At 62.4% G+C, this 15,254-nt stretch carries 17 protein-coding genes; 8 read left to right on the top strand and 9 right to left on the bottom strand.

What is annotated here, in order from left to right; all coding sequences use genetic code 11:
- Positions 1–101 precede the first annotated feature (101 nt).
- Both J8I87_RS12695 and J8I87_RS44675 read left to right on the top strand, forming a co-directional pair.
- Positions 102–578 carry a glycine zipper 2TM domain-containing protein gene (locus J8I87_RS12695; RefSeq protein WP_209931806.1) on the top strand — a complete coding sequence of 159 codons (477 nt, stop codon included), beginning with the start codon at positions 102–104 and terminating at the stop codon, positions 576–578.
- Entirely contained in the window at positions 575–1,213 is a 639-nt protein-coding gene (locus J8I87_RS44675; RefSeq protein ID WP_245253888.1) for a hypothetical protein, read from the top strand. The genes J8I87_RS12695 and J8I87_RS44675 overlap by 4 nt, the downstream gene beginning before the upstream one ends.
- On the opposite strand, the gene J8I87_RS12685 is transcribed toward J8I87_RS44675, so the two are convergent.
- Complete coding sequence (locus J8I87_RS12685; protein ID WP_209931805.1) at positions 1,210–2,745, bottom strand: NuoM family protein; 1,536 nt, start codon at positions 2,743–2,745, stop codon at positions 1,210–1,212. The two genes, J8I87_RS44675 and J8I87_RS12685, sit on opposite strands and share 4 nt — an antisense overlap.
- A gap of 401 nt (positions 2,746–3,146) precedes the next feature.
- On the opposite strand from J8I87_RS12685, the gene J8I87_RS12680 reads away from it, so the two are divergent.
- On the top strand, positions 3,147–3,395 hold the full coding sequence (locus J8I87_RS12680; protein ID WP_209931804.1) for a hypothetical protein: 249 nt from the start codon (positions 3,147–3,149) through the stop codon (positions 3,393–3,395).
- 93 nt (positions 3,396–3,488) lie between these two features.
- On the opposite strand, the gene cyoD is transcribed toward J8I87_RS12680, so the two are convergent.
- From cyoD to cyoA, 4 genes are read right to left on the bottom strand one after another with little or no spacing between them, the layout of a single operon-like run.
- Positions 3,489–3,833 (bottom strand): cytochrome o ubiquinol oxidase subunit IV, encoded by a 345-nt coding sequence (gene cyoD, locus J8I87_RS12675; protein WP_209931803.1) that lies wholly within the window; start codon positions 3,831–3,833, stop codon positions 3,489–3,491.
- Positions 3,834–4,439, bottom strand: coding sequence for a cytochrome o ubiquinol oxidase subunit III (cyoC, locus tag J8I87_RS12670; protein WP_209931802.1), 606 nt, complete (start codon positions 4,437–4,439; stop codon positions 3,834–3,836).
- A complete protein-coding gene (gene cyoB / locus J8I87_RS12665) occupies positions 4,439–6,451 on the bottom strand; it encodes a cytochrome o ubiquinol oxidase subunit I (protein ID WP_209931801.1) in 2,013 nt (670 codons plus the stop codon). The genes cyoC and cyoB overlap by 1 nt, the downstream gene beginning before the upstream one ends.
- Positions 6,452–6,453: 2 nt before the next feature.
- Entirely contained in the window at positions 6,454–7,356 is a 903-nt protein-coding gene (gene cyoA / locus J8I87_RS12660) for a ubiquinol oxidase subunit II (RefSeq protein ID WP_209931800.1), read from the bottom strand.
- A gap of 279 nt (positions 7,357–7,635) precedes the next feature.
- On the opposite strand from cyoA, the gene J8I87_RS12655 reads away from it, so the two are divergent.
- The 5 genes from J8I87_RS12655 to J8I87_RS12635 all read left to right on the top strand — a co-directional run bounded on the left by J8I87_RS12655 (position 7,636) and on the right by J8I87_RS12635 (position 11,239).
- Positions 7,636–8,055 (top strand): DUF1810 domain-containing protein, encoded by a 420-nt coding sequence (locus tag J8I87_RS12655; RefSeq protein ID WP_209931799.1) that lies wholly within the window; start codon positions 7,636–7,638, stop codon positions 8,053–8,055.
- 106 nt (positions 8,056–8,161) lie between these two features.
- On the top strand, positions 8,162–8,578 hold the full coding sequence (locus J8I87_RS12650) for a Fur family transcriptional regulator (protein ID WP_209931798.1): 417 nt from the start codon (positions 8,162–8,164) through the stop codon (positions 8,576–8,578).
- A gap of 121 nt (positions 8,579–8,699) precedes the next feature.
- Complete coding sequence (locus J8I87_RS12645; protein ID WP_209931797.1) at positions 8,700–9,362, top strand: response regulator; 663 nt, start codon at positions 8,700–8,702, stop codon at positions 9,360–9,362.
- The gene (locus J8I87_RS12640) at positions 9,359–10,693 is read left to right on the top strand and encodes a HAMP domain-containing sensor histidine kinase (protein ID WP_209931796.1); all 1,335 of its coding nucleotides are present in this window, start codon (positions 9,359–9,361) and stop codon (positions 10,691–10,693) included. Before J8I87_RS12645 ends, J8I87_RS12640 begins: the two co-directional genes overlap by 4 nt.
- A gap of 264 nt (positions 10,694–10,957) precedes the next feature.
- Positions 10,958–11,239: a DUF4148 domain-containing protein gene (locus J8I87_RS12635; protein WP_409518752.1), complete on the top strand. Its 282-nt coding sequence runs from the start codon at positions 10,958–10,960 to the stop codon at positions 11,237–11,239.
- Between the two features lie 21 nt (positions 11,240–11,260).
- Here J8I87_RS12635 and J8I87_RS12630 read toward each other — a convergent pair whose 3' ends face one another.
- The 4 genes from J8I87_RS12630 to J8I87_RS12615 form a co-directional block, all read right to left on the bottom strand.
- Positions 11,261–12,712, bottom strand: coding sequence for a heavy metal sensor histidine kinase (locus tag J8I87_RS12630; RefSeq protein ID WP_209931795.1), 1,452 nt, complete (start codon positions 12,710–12,712; stop codon positions 11,261–11,263).
- The gene (locus J8I87_RS12625; protein WP_209931794.1) at positions 12,712–13,389 is read right to left on the bottom strand and encodes a heavy metal response regulator transcription factor; all 678 of its coding nucleotides are present in this window, start codon (positions 13,387–13,389) and stop codon (positions 12,712–12,714) included. The genes J8I87_RS12630 and J8I87_RS12625 overlap by 1 nt, the downstream gene beginning before the upstream one ends.
- A 168-nt stretch (positions 13,390–13,557) precedes the next feature.
- On the bottom strand, positions 13,558–14,421 hold the full coding sequence (locus tag J8I87_RS12620) for an ABC transporter permease (protein ID WP_209931793.1): 864 nt from the start codon (positions 14,419–14,421) through the stop codon (positions 13,558–13,560).
- Positions 14,422–14,447: 26 nt separating this feature from the next.
- Positions 14,448–15,245 (bottom strand): ABC transporter ATP-binding protein, encoded by a 798-nt coding sequence (locus J8I87_RS12615; RefSeq protein ID WP_209931792.1) that lies wholly within the window; start codon positions 15,243–15,245, stop codon positions 14,448–14,450.
- Between the last annotated feature and the right edge of the window lie 9 nt (positions 15,246–15,254).

The following is a 15,254-nucleotide window of genomic DNA, read 5'->3' as shown; positions in this document are numbered from 1 at the left end:
CAGCCCCTCATTCTTCGCTCATTCTGCAAGCCTACGATGCGTTCATCGAAACACGCAGCCCGCAGCATCATGCGACGCGCCGCCCAATAGAGGGGAACATCATGAACAGGTCATTCGTTACAGCATGTGCATCGGCACTTGTCGTCTCGCTCTCGTTGAGCGCCTGCGCGACCTTCGACGGGTCCGCCAACGTCTATAGCGCGTCGCAGGCGCAGCGCGAGTCGACCGTGCGCTTCGGCACCGTCGAGAGCGTGCGCGCCGTCACCATCGACGCGAGCAACGGTCAGCCCGGCGTGCTCGGCGCGATCGGCGGCGGGCTGCTTGGCGGCGTCGCGGGCAGCGCGATCGGCGGCGGGCGTGGTTCGCTGCTGACGGGCATCATCGGCGGCCTCGCGGGCGCCGTCGCGGGCAACGAGGTGCAGAACCATTTCGAGCAGAAGCATGGCGTCGAAATCACCGTGCGGCTCGACGACGGGTCGCTGCGCGCCGTTACGCAAAGGGCCGAAGGCGCGGCCTTCTATCCCGGCGAACGCGTGCGGATGTTGTCGACGGGCGGCGTAACGCGCGTGACCGCGTGAACATCGCGCAACGCGAGGAGACGATCGTGTTCATGCGCAACGACGTGACGTACCAGTTCCATCACCTCGGCATTCCGACGCGCGAGGTGCGCGAGGGCGAACGCTATAGCCCGATGTACGGCATGTATACGAGCGACACCGCTTGCGAGCTCGTGCACATCCAGTACCACCGCTTCGATGCGGACAGCCCGCTGCACGTACTGATGCGCACGGTGCCGCATCCGGCGTTCAAGGTCGACAATCTGGCGAAGGCCATCGACGGGAAAGAGGTCATCCTCGGCCCTTATGAGCCCATCGACGGATTTCGGATTGCCGTGATCGTCGATGGCGGGATGCCCATCGAGCTGATCGAGACCGCTTTGACCGACGATCACATCTGGGGACGCGCGGCCACCGGCAAGCGCGCGCCGTTGTACGCGGGTTCGAATCCGCATCGGCACGCGGATGCCGCGATAATTACGCGCGGCGCTGCTGTGCGGACGTCTGCCAAAGAGTCGGCGGGAAGCGAGGGAAGGGCAAGCGGGGCGCGGGCCACCCGATGCGGCTCTGGCGCGGCGCCCGCCCATCGCGAACGGATGGGCGGCAGAAGACGGGAGCGGGCGCCCGGAAAGAGACGCCCGCCGAAAGGCGATTAACCCGGCAGGCGGCTCGAAGCGGCCGTCGCGCGGTTGTTGGACGCGACGCCCGTATCCGTCGGCAGCGCGGAGCCTTGGGCCTGCGCAACCAGATTTTCGGCGGAAGGGCCGATTGCGTCGGTGAAGGTCTTCGGACGCACGCCGATTGCGAGCACCAGCACGGCCATCGCGCCGAGCAGCACGAACTCGCGCTTGCCCAGATCGCGGAGGTTCGCGACGCGCGTGTTCCTGATCGCGCCGAACATCACGCGCTTGTACATCCAGAGCGTGTACGCGGCGCTCAGGATCAGCGCGAGGGCAGCCGTCGCGCCGACCCAGAAGTTGAAGCGGATCGCGCCCATCAGCACGAGAAACTCGCCGACGAAACCGGACGTACCAGGCAAGCCGACATTCGCCATCGAGAACAGCATCGCGAACGTCGCGAGCTTCGGCATCGAGTTGGCGACGCCGCCGTACGCATCGATCGAACCGTTCTTCGTGCGGTCGAACAGCATGCCCGTGCACAGCAGCATCGCGCCCGACACGATGCCATACGACAGCATCTGCACGACGGCGCCTTCCGTGCCCATACGGTCGAACGTGAAGAGGCCCAGCGTGACAAGGCCCATGTGCGCGACGGCGGAGTAGGCGAGCAGCTTGCGCATGTCGGTTTGCGCGAGCGCGAGCAGGCTGCCGTAGATCACCGCGACGAGCGACAGCGCGATCATCGCCGGCGCGAAGAAGTGGCACGCGTCGGGGACGATGGGCAGCGCGAAACGCAGGAGGCCATAGCCGCCCATCTTCAGCATGCCGAGCAGCACGGCGGCGCCCGTCGGGCCGTCCGAGTGGACGTCGGGCAGCCACGTGTGCACGGGCCACATCGGCACCTTGACGGAGAACGCGGCGAGCAAGCCGATGAATACCAGCAGCTGCGGCGTGAAATCGAGCTTCAGCGTGCGCCAGGCGGCGATGTCGAAGGTGTGCGACTGCGCCCACAGGTAGATCAGCGCGGCCAGCATCGCGAGCGAGCCGACCAGCGAAAAGAAGAAGAAACGCACGGCCGCATACACGCGGCGCTTTTCGCCCCACGTGCCGATCAGCAGGTACAGCGGAATCAGCGACGCCTCGAAGAACACGAAGAACAGCATGCCGTCGAGCGACGTGAACACGCCCTGCATGCAGCCCGACAGTAGCAGGAACGCGCCGTAGTACTGCGCGACGCGCTTCGTGATGGATTCCCACGACGCGATCACGATGATCAGCGTCGTCACGGAAGTCAGCACCGTGAACCACAGTGAGATGCCGTCGACGCCCAGATGGTACGAGATGCCGAACTCGGGCAGCCACGCGAGTTGCTGTTCGAACTGCATCGCCGACACCGACGAATTGAAGCCCGACACGAGCGGAATGACGGGCAGGATGCTCACGGCGGCGCCGATGAGCGCGAGCCAGCGCGTGCGGCTCGCAGCGTGCTCGGAGCCGGCGAGCAGCACGACGACGCCGGCAAGAATGGGGACCCAGATCAGAAGGTCGAGAACTGATGGGAGGTGCATGTGCTCTTTCGATGAAACGCCAGGACGCGAATAGCAGGCCCTCGCCCCTCTGAGGCGAAGGATCAAAAAACCTTACATGGACATTTCGACGGCCGGCCCCAGAACGGAGCGGGACGATGCGCAGACTTGCGCACGCGCGTAACCAAAACGCATGAGACGGTCAGGGTTAACGAGCATAACTCAAAATAATAATGTTGCGCTGCCACAATGGCGATTTTTATTTTTTGCAAAAATCGCTATTGACATTGATGTGCTGGGCTGTGCAGGCCATTTGCGCTGCACAAAAATCCAGCACTGGAAGCGCTTCCACCGTGTAGGCGCGACGATTTGCCTACCGGGGTTGCCCTGGATTTGCGCGACAGTTCTTCGCGATACGCTTAAGTCGCGAGGAGACAAACCCCATGAGAAAAGTTTTCCACATCGCCGTTATCGCCGTTTTGGCCTATCTGGTTGCCGATCGCGCGCTGTTGCACGCGCAGGCTCGCGAAGCCAGCACGTTTGCGTGTGCGCAGGGCGCCGAGCAGGTGAAGCTGGACGCGCTAGGCCGAGGCTTTGGCGACGCTGCTGCGAGCAGTCAGGGCGAAGCGTTCAGGTCGGGATGTCTGGTGACGGGCCGTGGCCGTCCGACGGAGATGCTGGCGCGCAACTGATGCGCGGTGAGGAAAACACGCAAGGGCAGGGGAGCGTGCCGGCTGCACGATACGGCATGTGCAACCGGCACGAGCGATGTCCGCGCCTGACGCTTAGCGCGACATCATGTTCATGCTGACGTTATGCATGACCCACAGCGTACCGCCGATCACGATCACAGCCGTCAACCCGGTGAACGCAAATGCGGTCACGTTCCAGCGCTGACCCGACGACGTGTTCATGTGCAGGAAGAAAACCAGGTGCACGATGATCTGCACGAGGCCGAGGCCCGCGATCGCGTAAAGCGCCTGCGCGCCCGTGAGCCAGCCCGCCAGCACCACGCCGAATGCGGCTGCCGTCAGGATGACGGACAGCACGAACCCGATCGTGTAGCTGCCGAAGCTGCCGTGGCTTTCGTCCGAATGAGCCGAATGCGACGAGTGAGAATGGCTGCTCATTTAGATCACGCTCGCAAGATAGACAAACGAAAAGACACCGATCCACACGATGTCCAGGAAGTGCCAGAAGAGGCTCAGGCACGTCAGACGGCGGAGTTCACGCTCGCCGATATCGTGAGCGCGAGCTACCTGGACCATCATCACGATCATCCACAGCAGACCCGACGTGACGTGCAGACCGTGCGTGCCGACCAGCGTGAAGAACGCCGACAGGAACGCGCTGCGGTCCGGGCCAGCGCCATCGGCGATCAGATGCGAGAACTCGCGCACTTCGAGCACGACGAACGCCGCGCCTAACACGAACGTCACTGCGAGCCACAAGAGCGTGCTGCTCTTGTTGTTCTTGTGCGCGCCGAGCATCGCGAAACCATACGTGATGCTCGAGAACAGCAGGATTGCCGTTTCGATCGCGACGCCCTGGATCTCGAACAGATCCTTGCCGCTCGGGCCGCCGGCGAACTGATGGCTCATCACTGCAAACGTCGCGAACAGCGCCGCGAACAGCACGCAGTCGGTCATCAGGTACAACCAGAAGCCGAACACGGAGTTCGACGGAGCGTGTTCCGCGTCGTGATGCGGCTCCGCAAGAATAGCTTTTTGTAGCATCAGGCAATCTCCTCAGCTTCGGGCAGGTGCTTGGCGATAGCCGCGCCCGAACCAGCGCCGTGGCGCTCTTCGATCAGTTGAACCGTATCGGCCGGGATGTAGTAGTCGGTGTCCGTATCGAACGCACGGTAGATCACGGTGCCGATCGCGCCGATCAAGCTGGCAATCGCGAGCCACCAGATGTGCCACGTCAGCGCGAAGCCGAGTGCCAGACTGAACAGACCGATCACGAGACCCGTAGCCGTGTTCGACGGCATGTGGATGTCGCGGTACACGGGCTCGCTGCGCTCCACCTTGCGGCGTGCCTTGATCTCGTGGAATGCGTCGAGTTCGCGCACGACGGGCACCGTCGCGAAGTTGTAGATCTGCGGCGGCGAGGTCGTCGCCCATTCGAGCGTGCGGCCGTTCCACGGATCGCCCGTCAGGTCGCGGTTTTCCGGCTTGTTGCGGTCCTTGATCGACACGACGAGCTGCAGCAGTTGGCATGCGATACCGATTGCGACGAGCACCGCGCCCACTTCGGCGACGAGCAGCCACGGATGCCATGCCGGGTTGTCGTAGTGGTTCAGACGGCGCGTCATGCCCATGAAGCCGAGCACGTAGAGCGGCGTGAACGCGACCCAGAAGCCGATCTGCCAGAACCAGAACGCAGCCTTGCCGAGCTTCTCGTTCAGCTTGAAGCCGAACGCCTTCGGGAACCAGTAGTTCATGCCGGCGAGGTAGCCGAACAGCACGCCGCCGATGATCACGTTATGGAAGTGAGCGATCAGGAACAGCGAGTTGTGCAGCACGAAGTCCGCGCCCGGAATCGCCATCATCACGCCCGTCATGCCGCCGATCGTGAACGTGACCATGAAGCCGATCGTCCACAGCACAGGCGTCGTGAACTCGATGCGGCCCTTGTACATCGTGAACAGCCAGTTGAACACCTTCACGCCCGTCGGGACCGCGATGATCATCGTCGCGATGCCGAAGAACGCGTTCACGTCCGCGCCCGAGCCCATTGTGAAGAAGTGGTGCAGCCACACGAGGAACGACAGCACCATGATCGCGCACGTCGCATAGACCATCGTCTTGTAGCCGAACAGCGGCTTGCGCGCGAACGTGGAGATGACTTCCGAGAAGATGCCGAACGCAGGCAGGATCAGGATGTAGACCTCAGGATGGCCCCATGCCCAGATCAGGTTCAGGTACAGCATTGCGTTGCCGCCGGCTTCGTTCGTGAAGAAGTGCATGCCCAGGTAACGGTCGAGGCCGAGCAGCGCGAGCGTGACGGTCAGGATCGGGAACGCCGCCATGATCAGCACGTTCGTGCACAGAGCCGTCCACGTGAACACGGGCATCTTCATCAGCGTCATGCCCGGCGCGCGCATCTTGATGATGGTCACGAAGAAGTTCACGCCTGTCAGCAATGTACCGATACCCGAGAGCTGCAAGCTCCACAGGTAGTAGTCGACGCCGACGCCCGGACTGAACTGCAGCTCCGACAGCGGCGGATACGCGAGCCAGCCCGTTTGCGCGAACTCGCCGATCAAGAGCGAGATGTTGATGAGGATCGCGCTGATCGCCGTCATCCAGAACGACAGCGAGTTCAGGAACGGGAACGCGACGTCGCGTGCGCCGATCTGCAGCGGCACGACCAGGTTCATCAGGCCGACCATGAACGCCATCGCCATGAAGAAGATCATGATGACGCCGTGCGCGGTGAAGATCTGGTCGTAGTGATGCGGCGGCAGATAGCCGGGCGCGTGATACGCGAGCGCGAGCTGCGTGCGCATCATGATTGCGTCGGCGAAACCGCGCAGCAGCATGATCATGGCCACGACGATATACATCACGCCAAGACGCTTGTGGTCGACCGACGTGAGCCACTCGGTCCACAGATAACGCCACTTGCCGAAATACGTGATCGCGCCGAGCACGGCCAGCGCGCCGAGAATCATTCCGGCGCCTGCGACCATGATGATCGGCTCGTGATACGGAATGTCCGCTAGGGTTAATTTACCGAACATGCTTACCCCTTGGTCCCGTTAGGCGCACAGTTCACGTCCTTCATGTTGTCGATGACGTGACCGTTGTTGTAGCGGGCGACAATGTTGTTGAAGAGCTTGGAATCGACCGACGAGAAGTAAGACACAGGTGCCTTTTCTTCCGGCTTCGCCACTGCGTAGTAGCGATCCATGTCGAGGTGATCCGTCGATGCGCGAACCTTCGCGACCCATGCGTTGAAGTCTTCGGGCGATTCCGCGAGCGTGCGGAAGTTCATGTCCGAGAAGCCCTTGCCGCTGAAATTGGCCGATGTGCCCGCGTAGTCGCCGGCTTCCTGCGCGAGCAGATGCAGACGCGTCTGCATGCCTGCCATCGCGTAGATCTGGCCGCCCAGTTGCGGGATGAAGAACGAGTTCATCACCGTGTCGGACGTGATGCGGAAATTCACCGGCGTGCCGACGGGAATCGCCAGCTGGTTCATGGACGCGATGCCCAGATCCGGATAAATGAACAGCCACTTCCAGTCGAGCGCGACGACTTCGACGTTGATCGGCTTCACATCCGATTCGAGCGGCTTGTACGGGTCGAGCTCATGTGTGCTCTTCCATGTCAGCACCGCGAGGAACAGAATGATCAGCGCGGGAATCGTCCAGACGGCTACTTCGATCGCGGTCGAATGCGCCCAGTTCGGACGGTATTCGGCCGCCTTGTTCGATGCGCGGTAGCGCCATGCGAACAGCAGCGTCAGAAAGATCACGGGAATCACGACGATCAGCATCGCCCACGTCGAGGTCGCGATCAGCGACTTCTCGGCGGCACCGATGGGGCCTTTCGGCGCGAGCAGATCAAGGTTGTTGCACCCCGATAGCAGGAACGCTGGGGCAATTGAAAGTAGACCGGGTAGCCGGCCCGCGATTTTTTTCGTCATCGCGGCCCTCTACATAAACAAACGAACGAACGAACGCATTTCCTTGCTCCTTTTATAAGCGCTCGCATAATACGAAGAACGCGTGTTGCAGTACAGCACTTTGACGCGAACGAACTTTTGCGTGATTCAGGGCTGAGACATAACGTCGCATTGGGGCATTTGTGAGATGCCGGGCGGCCTGCGGCAGTCGAATTCGCCGATTTGAAAGCCGTTCGTATGGATTTTGGCGGGCATGCCGGATGCGTTCGCCGACGCATGCAAGACATAGCGGAGGACGCGATGGACGATCAGTACGACCTTCGGCGCTTCGTCGACGCTCAGGCCCCGATTTACGCGCAGGCGCTAGCCGAATTGCGCGACGGACGCAAGCGCAGCCACTGGATGTGGTACGTGTTTCCGCAATTTCAGGGGCTCGGAGAGAGCCCGATGGCCCAAAAATTTGCCATCGGTTCACTGGCCGAAGCTGTCGCATATTTGCAACATCCGGTGCTCGGTCCCCGTTTAAGAGAGGCGACGCGCGCAGTGAACGACGTCGAAGGACGGTCCATCGAGACGATCTTCGGCTACCCGGACTACATGAAGTTCCGTTCGTCGATGACCTTGTTCTCGAAGGCTGCGCCGAACGAAGCGGTGTTCACCGATGCGCTGGCGAAGTATTTCGGCGGCGAGCCGGACGACAGGACGCTGGCGCTAATCTGACACGCGTCGATGACAACTCCGATAAGCGATTCTTAAGGTTCGCGCCATCAGAATGACCGGTCGCGGAGCCCGTCACGAGGCTTTGCACACATGACGGGGCCTCACGATGATTGCGATCTATTCGGAGCTGAAAACGGCCGGGTTGCGCCCGACCTCCAGTCGCGCCGCGGTGTTGAAGCTCTTTCACGAGTTTCCGAACGAGCACTTCACCGCCGATCAGGTGTATCGCAAGCTGTCGCGCGAAACGGAGCCTTGCAGCCTCGCGAGCGTGTATCGCGCGCTGGCCCAGCTCCATGAAGTCGACCTCATCACGAACGCGACGTTGGGCGACGCGCGCATCGTCTACGAACTCAATCGCGGGCAGCGCCACTACCATCTCTTCTGCAACCGCTGCGGCCGCATCGAGGACGCATACGATCCGGGCCTCGAACAGCAACAGGAGAAGATCGCTGCCGATCATCGGTTCCATTACGTCAGTTCCAACCTGGTGATCTTCGGCCGTTGCGCCGCCTGCGAGGGCTAGCCGGCGGCAACGCCTGCAACGGTGCGCGCGGCAGACGCGGATTGACGCGCAAGAAAAACCGTTAAGGGCGCGCTAAGCTATGAGTCCCGACAATGGCGGCTATTGAGGGAGACATGGCGCGATGCGTTTGTTGCTGGTTGAAGATGACGAAATGATCGGCGAGCCCGTCGTGGATATGATGCGGCGCGCGGGCTACGCGATCGATTGGGCGCATGACGGACGGGAAGCCGAGCTGTCGCTGGACCACGACGTCTACGATCTGGTTCTGCTCGATCTCGGACTGCCGAAGGTCGATGGCATCGATGTGCTCAGCCGCTACCGGCGGCGCGGCGGCGGCGTGCCCGTGCTGATCCTGACGGCGCGCGACGCTGTCGAAAGCCGCATCGGCGGACTCGATGCGGGTGCGGACGATTATCTCGTCAAGCCTTTCGATCTCGACGAACTCGCCGCGCGCGTGCGCGCATTGCTTCGACGCCGCATGGGACACACGCATCCCGTCTATGCGCACGGCGATTTGACCTTGAATCCCGCCACGCACGAAGCCACGCTCAAAGGCGAGACGCTATCGCTCGTGCCGCGCGAGTTCAGCCTGTTGCAGGCGTTGATCGAAGAGCCGATGCGCGTCTTCACGCGCTCGGAGCTCGAAGACAAGCTGTACGGCTGGGGCGAGGAAGTGGGCAGCAACACGATCGAAGTGCATGTGCATAGCTTGCGGCGCAAGATCGGCGCGGAGCAGATCGTGACGGTGCGCGGCGTCGGCTACCGGCTGAAGAGGTGCGAATGACGTCGATACGGCGCTGGCTGCTCGGCTGGCTGATCGCCAGTCTCGCGGTCGCGGCGTTGATCGCGGGTTATGGCATCTTTCATACGGCTCGCACCGAAGCGAGCGAGCTGTTCGACTACGAATTGCGCACGGTGGCGCTGTCCGTGCCCGTTGACATCACACGGGGCGATGCGCGCACGCGGCTCACGCCCGAGTTCGAAGGACTGACCGACGATCGTCTGTTCGTCGAAGTGTGGGACCAGACGGGCCAAAGCATTTACAAGTCTCTGGGCGGCATCGACCTTCCGCGTTTTCCTGCGGGCCTGCGCACGATCGAACACGACGAATATCACTGGCGCGTGTTCGGCGTGCAGGAAGGCGACCGTTTCGTGCAGGCCGCACAGCCGGTGTCCGTTCGCGAAGAACTGGCATTGCGTCTCGCGTTGCGCACGCTATGGCCTTTGGGGCTGTTCTTTCCCGCAATTATCTTGATCGTGCTTTTGGTCGTGGGCCGTGGCCTTGCGCCGCTTGGCAGCATCTCGCGCGCGCTGGCCACCCGCTCGTTCGACTCGCTCGAGCCATTGCGTCCAGAAGGGCGCATGCCCGTCGAAATGAAGCCGCTCGTCGATGCGCTCAACGACCTGCTCGATCGTCTGAATAGCGCGTCGCAATCGCAACGCACCTTCGTCGCCGATGCAGCCCACGAACTGCGCTCGCCGCTTGCCGCCCTGAAGCTGCAGTTGCAGGCGGCGGAGCGCGACGGCTCGCTGGTCGGCAGCGAGCAGACGTTCGAGCGCATCGAAGGACGCCTGAACCGGCTGATACATCTCGTGCATCAGTTGCTCACGCTCGCGCGCGAAGACGCGCAGCGCAGCGCGCGACTCGAGCCGGTGAGCCTGCGCAGACTGTGCGAGCGCGCGGTCGGAGACTTTTCGATGCTCGCCGAGACGAAGCAGATCGATCTCGGCCTCGTGTGCAATCACGCGCCCGACAAGGATGACGCATACAAGGTCCGGGCTGAATCTCATGGCATCGAAGTGCTGTTGAACAATCTGATCGACAACGCGATTCGCTATACGCCGCAGGGCGGCAAGATTGACGTGATCCTGAAGCGCAGCGGCGACGAGATCAGCGTCAGCGTGTCGGACAGCGGACCGGGTATCCCACAGGCGGAGCGCGAACGCGTATTCGACCGCTTCTATCGGATCGGCGGCAACAAGGAACACGGCAGTGGTCTCGGCCTCGCGATTGCGCTGAAAATCGCCGAACGTCATCAGGCAGTGCTCGGCATCGAGAACAACGGCGACCGCCCAGGCCTTCGCGTCACATTGGCCGGATTGCGCGCGGAATAACGGGCGCGCTTGCTTTCGCTTCGCTCGACCACCATACGCCGCGTTCGCGGGCAGGATCCGCGCATCGTTCATCATGATCGCCGACGGCGAATGAGCAGATGCTCAACACCTTCGATGAAATTTTTCCTCGCCCGGCAGATATCGAAACCGTAATCGCACGGTCAGTGTGAGGTCACCGTTGGACGCAGAGAATGACTTCATCGGCTCTGGTCCTTGCAGCATGCCAGCCGCCGATCGATCAATGTCTCGACACAGGAGTACACCGTGAAGAATTCGATTTATCTGTTGATGGGTGCATTGGCCTGCTCTATCGCAATGAGCGCTTCGGCTCAAACGGTATCGACGGGCAAGACGCGGGCGGAAGTGCGCGCCGAGCTCGTGCAGGCGCAACGGGAAGGCCTCGTGCCCGCGCCGAAGCACGACTATCCGCCGAATGCGGAAGAAATCCAGCGCAACGCGGAAATCTATGCAATCGAGCATGGCGGCGGCGACGTCACGCGCATGGCGATGCAGGCGCCCGTGAATGCCGCCGGCAGCGCGCAATGAGTCGCGAAGAAGCCTGGCGCCTCAACGAAACGTGAGCACGAAGCGCGTGCTGCGCGCGTCGCTTTCCGCGTGAACGGTGCCGCCGTGCAGCTCCATGATCGTGCGCACGATGGCGAGCCCCAGCCCCGTCGAGCCCGGCGATCCGTGCGACGAACCGGACGAGGGCAGCGAGCTGCGTGAAGGATCGACGCGATAGAAGCGGTCGAAGATCCGTTCGAGATGCTCCGGCGCGATCGGCTCGCCTTCATTCGATACCGTGATGCGCACACCGTTGCCGGTTTCGTGCGCATCGAGCACGATCTCCTTGCCGCGCGGCGTGTAGCGCAGCGCGTTCGCGAGCAGGTTGCTGACCGCGCGGCGAAAGAGTTCGAGGTCGGCCGTGAGCATGGCGGAGCCTGTCACGCGCATGCGCACGTCGGCATCTTCCGCGACGCCTTCGAAGTACTCGCCGATGCGCGTCAGTTCCTGCACGGCATCGAACACGCGCATGTGCTTGACGAATTGCGGATGCTCGGCGCGCGCGAGGAACAGCACGTTCTCGATCATGCGCGACAGCCGTTCGCATTCTTCGAGGTTCGACGCGAGCAGCGCTTCGTATTCGTCAGCGGAGCGCGGACGCGCCAGCGCGACCTCAGTCGCGCCGCGCATGTTGCTGAGCGGCGTGCGCATGTCGTGCGCGAGATCGGCGGTAAAGCGCGACATCTGCTTGAAGCCGTGATCCATGCGTTCGAGCATCGCGTTGAGCGTCGTCACCAGCGCTTCGAGTTCGCGCGGCACGCTCGCGACGGCGATGCGCGTATTCAGGCGATTGACGGTGACTTCGCTCGCGCTCGCCGCGATATCGCGCACGGGCCGCATCGCGGCGCGAATCAGCAGATAGCTCAGGACCGTCGTGAGCAACACGCCCGCGATGCCGTAGACCTTCAGCGTGTCGCGATAGTGGTCGAGCAGTTCGTAGCGGTCGCTCATATTGCGCGCGATCAGAACGCTTACGACTTCTCCGTCGAGCAGTTTGACATCTGTTGCGACGCCGCGAATCGGCGTGCCCGCGCTGTTCTTCCAGCCCACGATGTCGGCCTGCGTGATGCGCGTGTCCGCCGGCACGCGCGGAATCGAGCGGCCAGCCGCGAGAATCGAGTTGTCGCCGACGGGCACGCGCATGCCGAGCGTGCTCTCCAGATTGTGCTCGATCGTCAATTGCCCGCTCGGGTCGAACACCTCCATCGACAGCCCCGGATTGCCCAGCACGATGCTGGTGATGCGGTCGCCATGCTCGCGAATGCCGCCCGACGTGTCGATCTCTTGCGCAAGGCGTCGCGCGTGCCGCGCGGAGAGCACGATGCTCAGGTCGTCTTGAGCGCTGACCTGCTGTTCGAGCGCGCGATAGAGAAAGTTGCCGACCAGCACGAAGACGGCCAGCGTCGTCGCGCCGAACGCGAGCGCTAGCGTGGTGGTGATCGAGCGGCCGCGCATCAGGCCGTTTCCTTGATTTCGAGCACATAGCCGACGCCGCGTACCGTGTGAATCAGTTTGACGGGGAAGTTGTCGTCGATCTTGCTGCGCAGCCGGCGAATCGCGACTTCGACCACGTTGGTATCGCTGTCGAAATTCATGTCCCACACGTACGACGCGATTTGCGTGCGGCTCAACACTTCGCCGTGGCGGCGCGCGAGCAGTTGCAACAGGGAGAATTCGCGCGGCGTGAGATCGATGCGGGTGGTGCCGCGCTTCACGCGGCGCCGGCTGATATCCATTTCCAGGTCGCCGATCCGGATCAGCTCGCTTTCGCGCGGCGGGCCGCGGCGCGCGAGCGTGCGCACGCGTGCAAGCAGTTCGACGAACGCAAAGGGCTTGACGAGATAATCGTCGGCGCCGAGTTCGAGGCCGCGCACGCGGTCATTCACGTCGTCGCGTGCAGTGAGAAAAAGCACAGGCGTGGTGCGTGTGGCGCGCAGCGTCTTCACGACAGTCCAGCCGTCCATCCACGGCAACATCACGTCGAGAATGATGACGTCGTAGTCTTCCTCCTGCGCGAGGATCAAGCCGTGCGAACCATCGTTCGCCACTTCGACGGAATAGCCGGACTCTTCCAGTCCTTTCTTCAGATAAGCGGCCGTTTTAGGCTCGTCTTCGATGACCAGGATGCGCATCGTTCTGCTCCGCTATGCTTGCTGTGCATTGACTTTTCAATGATACCGGCACGTGTGCGCAGTCCGATTACATTTCGGTAATGTTGCCGCGGGGCGTGATGGGCAAAAAAAAAGCGCCTCGAAGGAGGCGCTCAACTGCTTCAAACACAACCACTGCGAGAAATCGAATCAGTTGATATTCGGCCGCCACTTGAGCAATCGCTGCTCGACGGCCGTCAGCAGATAATCCGCCGCGAGCGCGACGACAGCCAGCACGATCATCGCGGCAAACACGCCGCTTGCATTGAACGCGCCTTGTGCCGTCGAGATCAGCAGGCCGATGCCCTGCTTCGAGCCGAGAAACTCGCCGACCACCGCGCCCACGAGCGCGAAGCCGAAGCTCACGTGCAGACTCGCGAGAATCCAGCTGAGCGCGGACGGAATCACGACGGAAGTCGTCACCTGACGCCGCGACGCACCCAGAATCTGCGCATTCGCGATCATGTAGCGGTCCGCTTCACGCACGCCCTGAAACGCGTTCGCGAACACGACGAAGAACACCATCACGACGGCGAGCGCCACTTTCGACGCCATGCCCAGACCCAGCGCGATCACGAACACGGAGCCGAGCACCACGCGCGGAATCGAGTTGGCGATCTTGATGTAGAGGCTGAACACATCGGAGAGCAGCTTGTTGCGTCCCAGCACGATGCCGCAGAACACGCCCGCCACCGAGCCGATGATGAACCCAAGCCCCGTCTCTTCAAGCGTGACCCACACTTGCGTCAGAAGCGGCCCTTGCGACGTGCCGTTCACGAACCAGTCGACGATCTGCTCGAAGATCAGCGTCGGCATCGAAAAGAAGAACGGATCGATCCACTTCATGCGGGCCGACACTTCCCAGCCGCCCAGCACGACGACGAGCACGGCGATACGCAGCCCGATCACGAGCGCATTGCGTTGACGGATGCGCTTTTGCGCGATGCGCTCGACCTGCGCGAGCGAGCCGGCGTCGAGGCCCGCAGGCATCATCTGTTGAGGCGTAGTAGACATTGAACGAAAACTCCAGCGTGATTGGATTAGCCGATCTGCACTTCTTCGCGCAGGTCGTGCCAGATGTCGCGCGAGATTTCGATAAAGCGCGGGTCATAGCGGATTTCCGACGTGACGCGAGGTCGCGGCAGATCGATCTCGTAGACCTTTTTCAGCGTCGCGGGCCGCGCCGTCAGCACGAACACGCGGTCCGCAAGCGCGATCGCTTCTTCGAGATCGTGCGTGACGAACACAACCGAGCCCGCATTCGCCGACCACAGTTGCAGCAGTTCGTCCTGCATCAGCGTGCGCGTCTGCATGTCGAGCGCGGAGAACGGCTCGTCCATCAGCAGGATTTCCGGCTTGTTGATGAAGGTCTGCGCGAGCGCGACGCGCTTTCTCATGCCGCCCGACAGTTGATGCGGATAGTGCTTGCCGAACTTGTCGAGCCCGACGCGGCGCAGCCATTCGTTCGCCTCGTCATAAGCGGCCGATTTCGAGCGGCCGCGATAGAGCGGCCCGGCCGCCACGTTGTCGAGCACCGGGCGCCACGGGAACACGGCATCGGCCTGAAACACGAAGCCGATGCGCGGGTCGATGCCGTCGACGGGCGCGCCCATCACGCGCACTTCGCCCGTCGTCGGCTTGAGCAGGCCCGTAATCATGCTGAGCGTCGTGGACTTGCCGCAGCCCGTCGGGCCGACGACGGCGACGAATTCGCCCTTCGCCACCGACATGCTGAAGTCGCGCAACGCAATCGTCGCCTTGCCGTCCGGAGAAATGAACCGGCACGAGACGTTGCGCAACTCGATAGCGGGTGCGCCGTGCGGCCTGGATTGATTCATCGCGTGCTG

The sequence above is a fragment of the Paraburkholderia sp. LEh10 genome (assembly GCF_017814945.1).
Lineage (GTDB): Bacteria > Pseudomonadota > Gammaproteobacteria > Burkholderiales > Burkholderiaceae > Paraburkholderia.
The sequence above is the reverse complement of the archived record's forward strand: the minus strand, read 5'-3'. Positions and strand labels throughout refer to the sequence as shown.

Excerpts from the sequence above, each read along its gene's own strand:
- J8I87_RS12695 (WP_209931806.1), top strand. The coding sequence starts at position 102 with ATGAACAGGTCATTCGTTACAGCATGTGCATCGGCACTTGTCGTCTCG.
- J8I87_RS12685 (WP_209931805.1), bottom strand. The coding sequence starts at position 2,745 with ATGCACCTCCCATCAGTTCTCGACCTTCTGATCTGGGTCCCCATTCTT.
- J8I87_RS12680 (WP_209931804.1), top strand. The coding sequence starts at position 3,147 with ATGAGAAAAGTTTTCCACATCGCCGTTATCGCCGTTTTGGCCTATCTG.
- cyoD (WP_209931803.1), bottom strand. The coding sequence starts at position 3,833 with ATGAGCAGCCATTCTCACTCGTCGCATTCGGCTCATTCGGACGAAAGC.
- cyoC (WP_209931802.1), bottom strand. The coding sequence starts at position 4,439 with ATGCTACAAAAAGCTATTCTTGCGGAGCCGCATCACGACGCGGAACAC.
- cyoB (WP_209931801.1), bottom strand. The coding sequence starts at position 6,451 with ATGTTCGGTAAATTAACCCTAGCGGACATTCCGTATCACGAGCCGATC.
- cyoA (WP_209931800.1), bottom strand. The coding sequence starts at position 7,356 with ATGACGAAAAAAATCGCGGGCCGGCTACCCGGTCTACTTTCAATTGCC.
- J8I87_RS12655 (WP_209931799.1), top strand. The coding sequence starts at position 7,636 with ATGGACGATCAGTACGACCTTCGGCGCTTCGTCGACGCTCAGGCCCCG.
- J8I87_RS12650 (WP_209931798.1), top strand. The coding sequence starts at position 8,162 with ATGATTGCGATCTATTCGGAGCTGAAAACGGCCGGGTTGCGCCCGACC.
- J8I87_RS12645 (WP_209931797.1), top strand. The coding sequence starts at position 8,700 with ATGCGTTTGTTGCTGGTTGAAGATGACGAAATGATCGGCGAGCCCGTC.
- J8I87_RS12640 (WP_209931796.1), top strand. The coding sequence starts at position 9,359 with ATGACGTCGATACGGCGCTGGCTGCTCGGCTGGCTGATCGCCAGTCTC.
- J8I87_RS12630 (WP_209931795.1), bottom strand. The coding sequence starts at position 12,712 with ATGCGCGGCCGCTCGATCACCACCACGCTAGCGCTCGCGTTCGGCGCG.
- J8I87_RS12625 (WP_209931794.1), bottom strand. The coding sequence starts at position 13,389 with ATGCGCATCCTGGTCATCGAAGACGAGCCTAAAACGGCCGCTTATCTG.
- J8I87_RS12620 (WP_209931793.1), bottom strand. The coding sequence starts at position 14,421 with ATGTCTACTACGCCTCAACAGATGATGCCTGCGGGCCTCGACGCCGGC.
- J8I87_RS12615 (WP_209931792.1), bottom strand. The coding sequence starts at position 15,245 with ATGAATCAATCCAGGCCGCACGGCGCACCCGCTATCGAGTTGCGCAAC.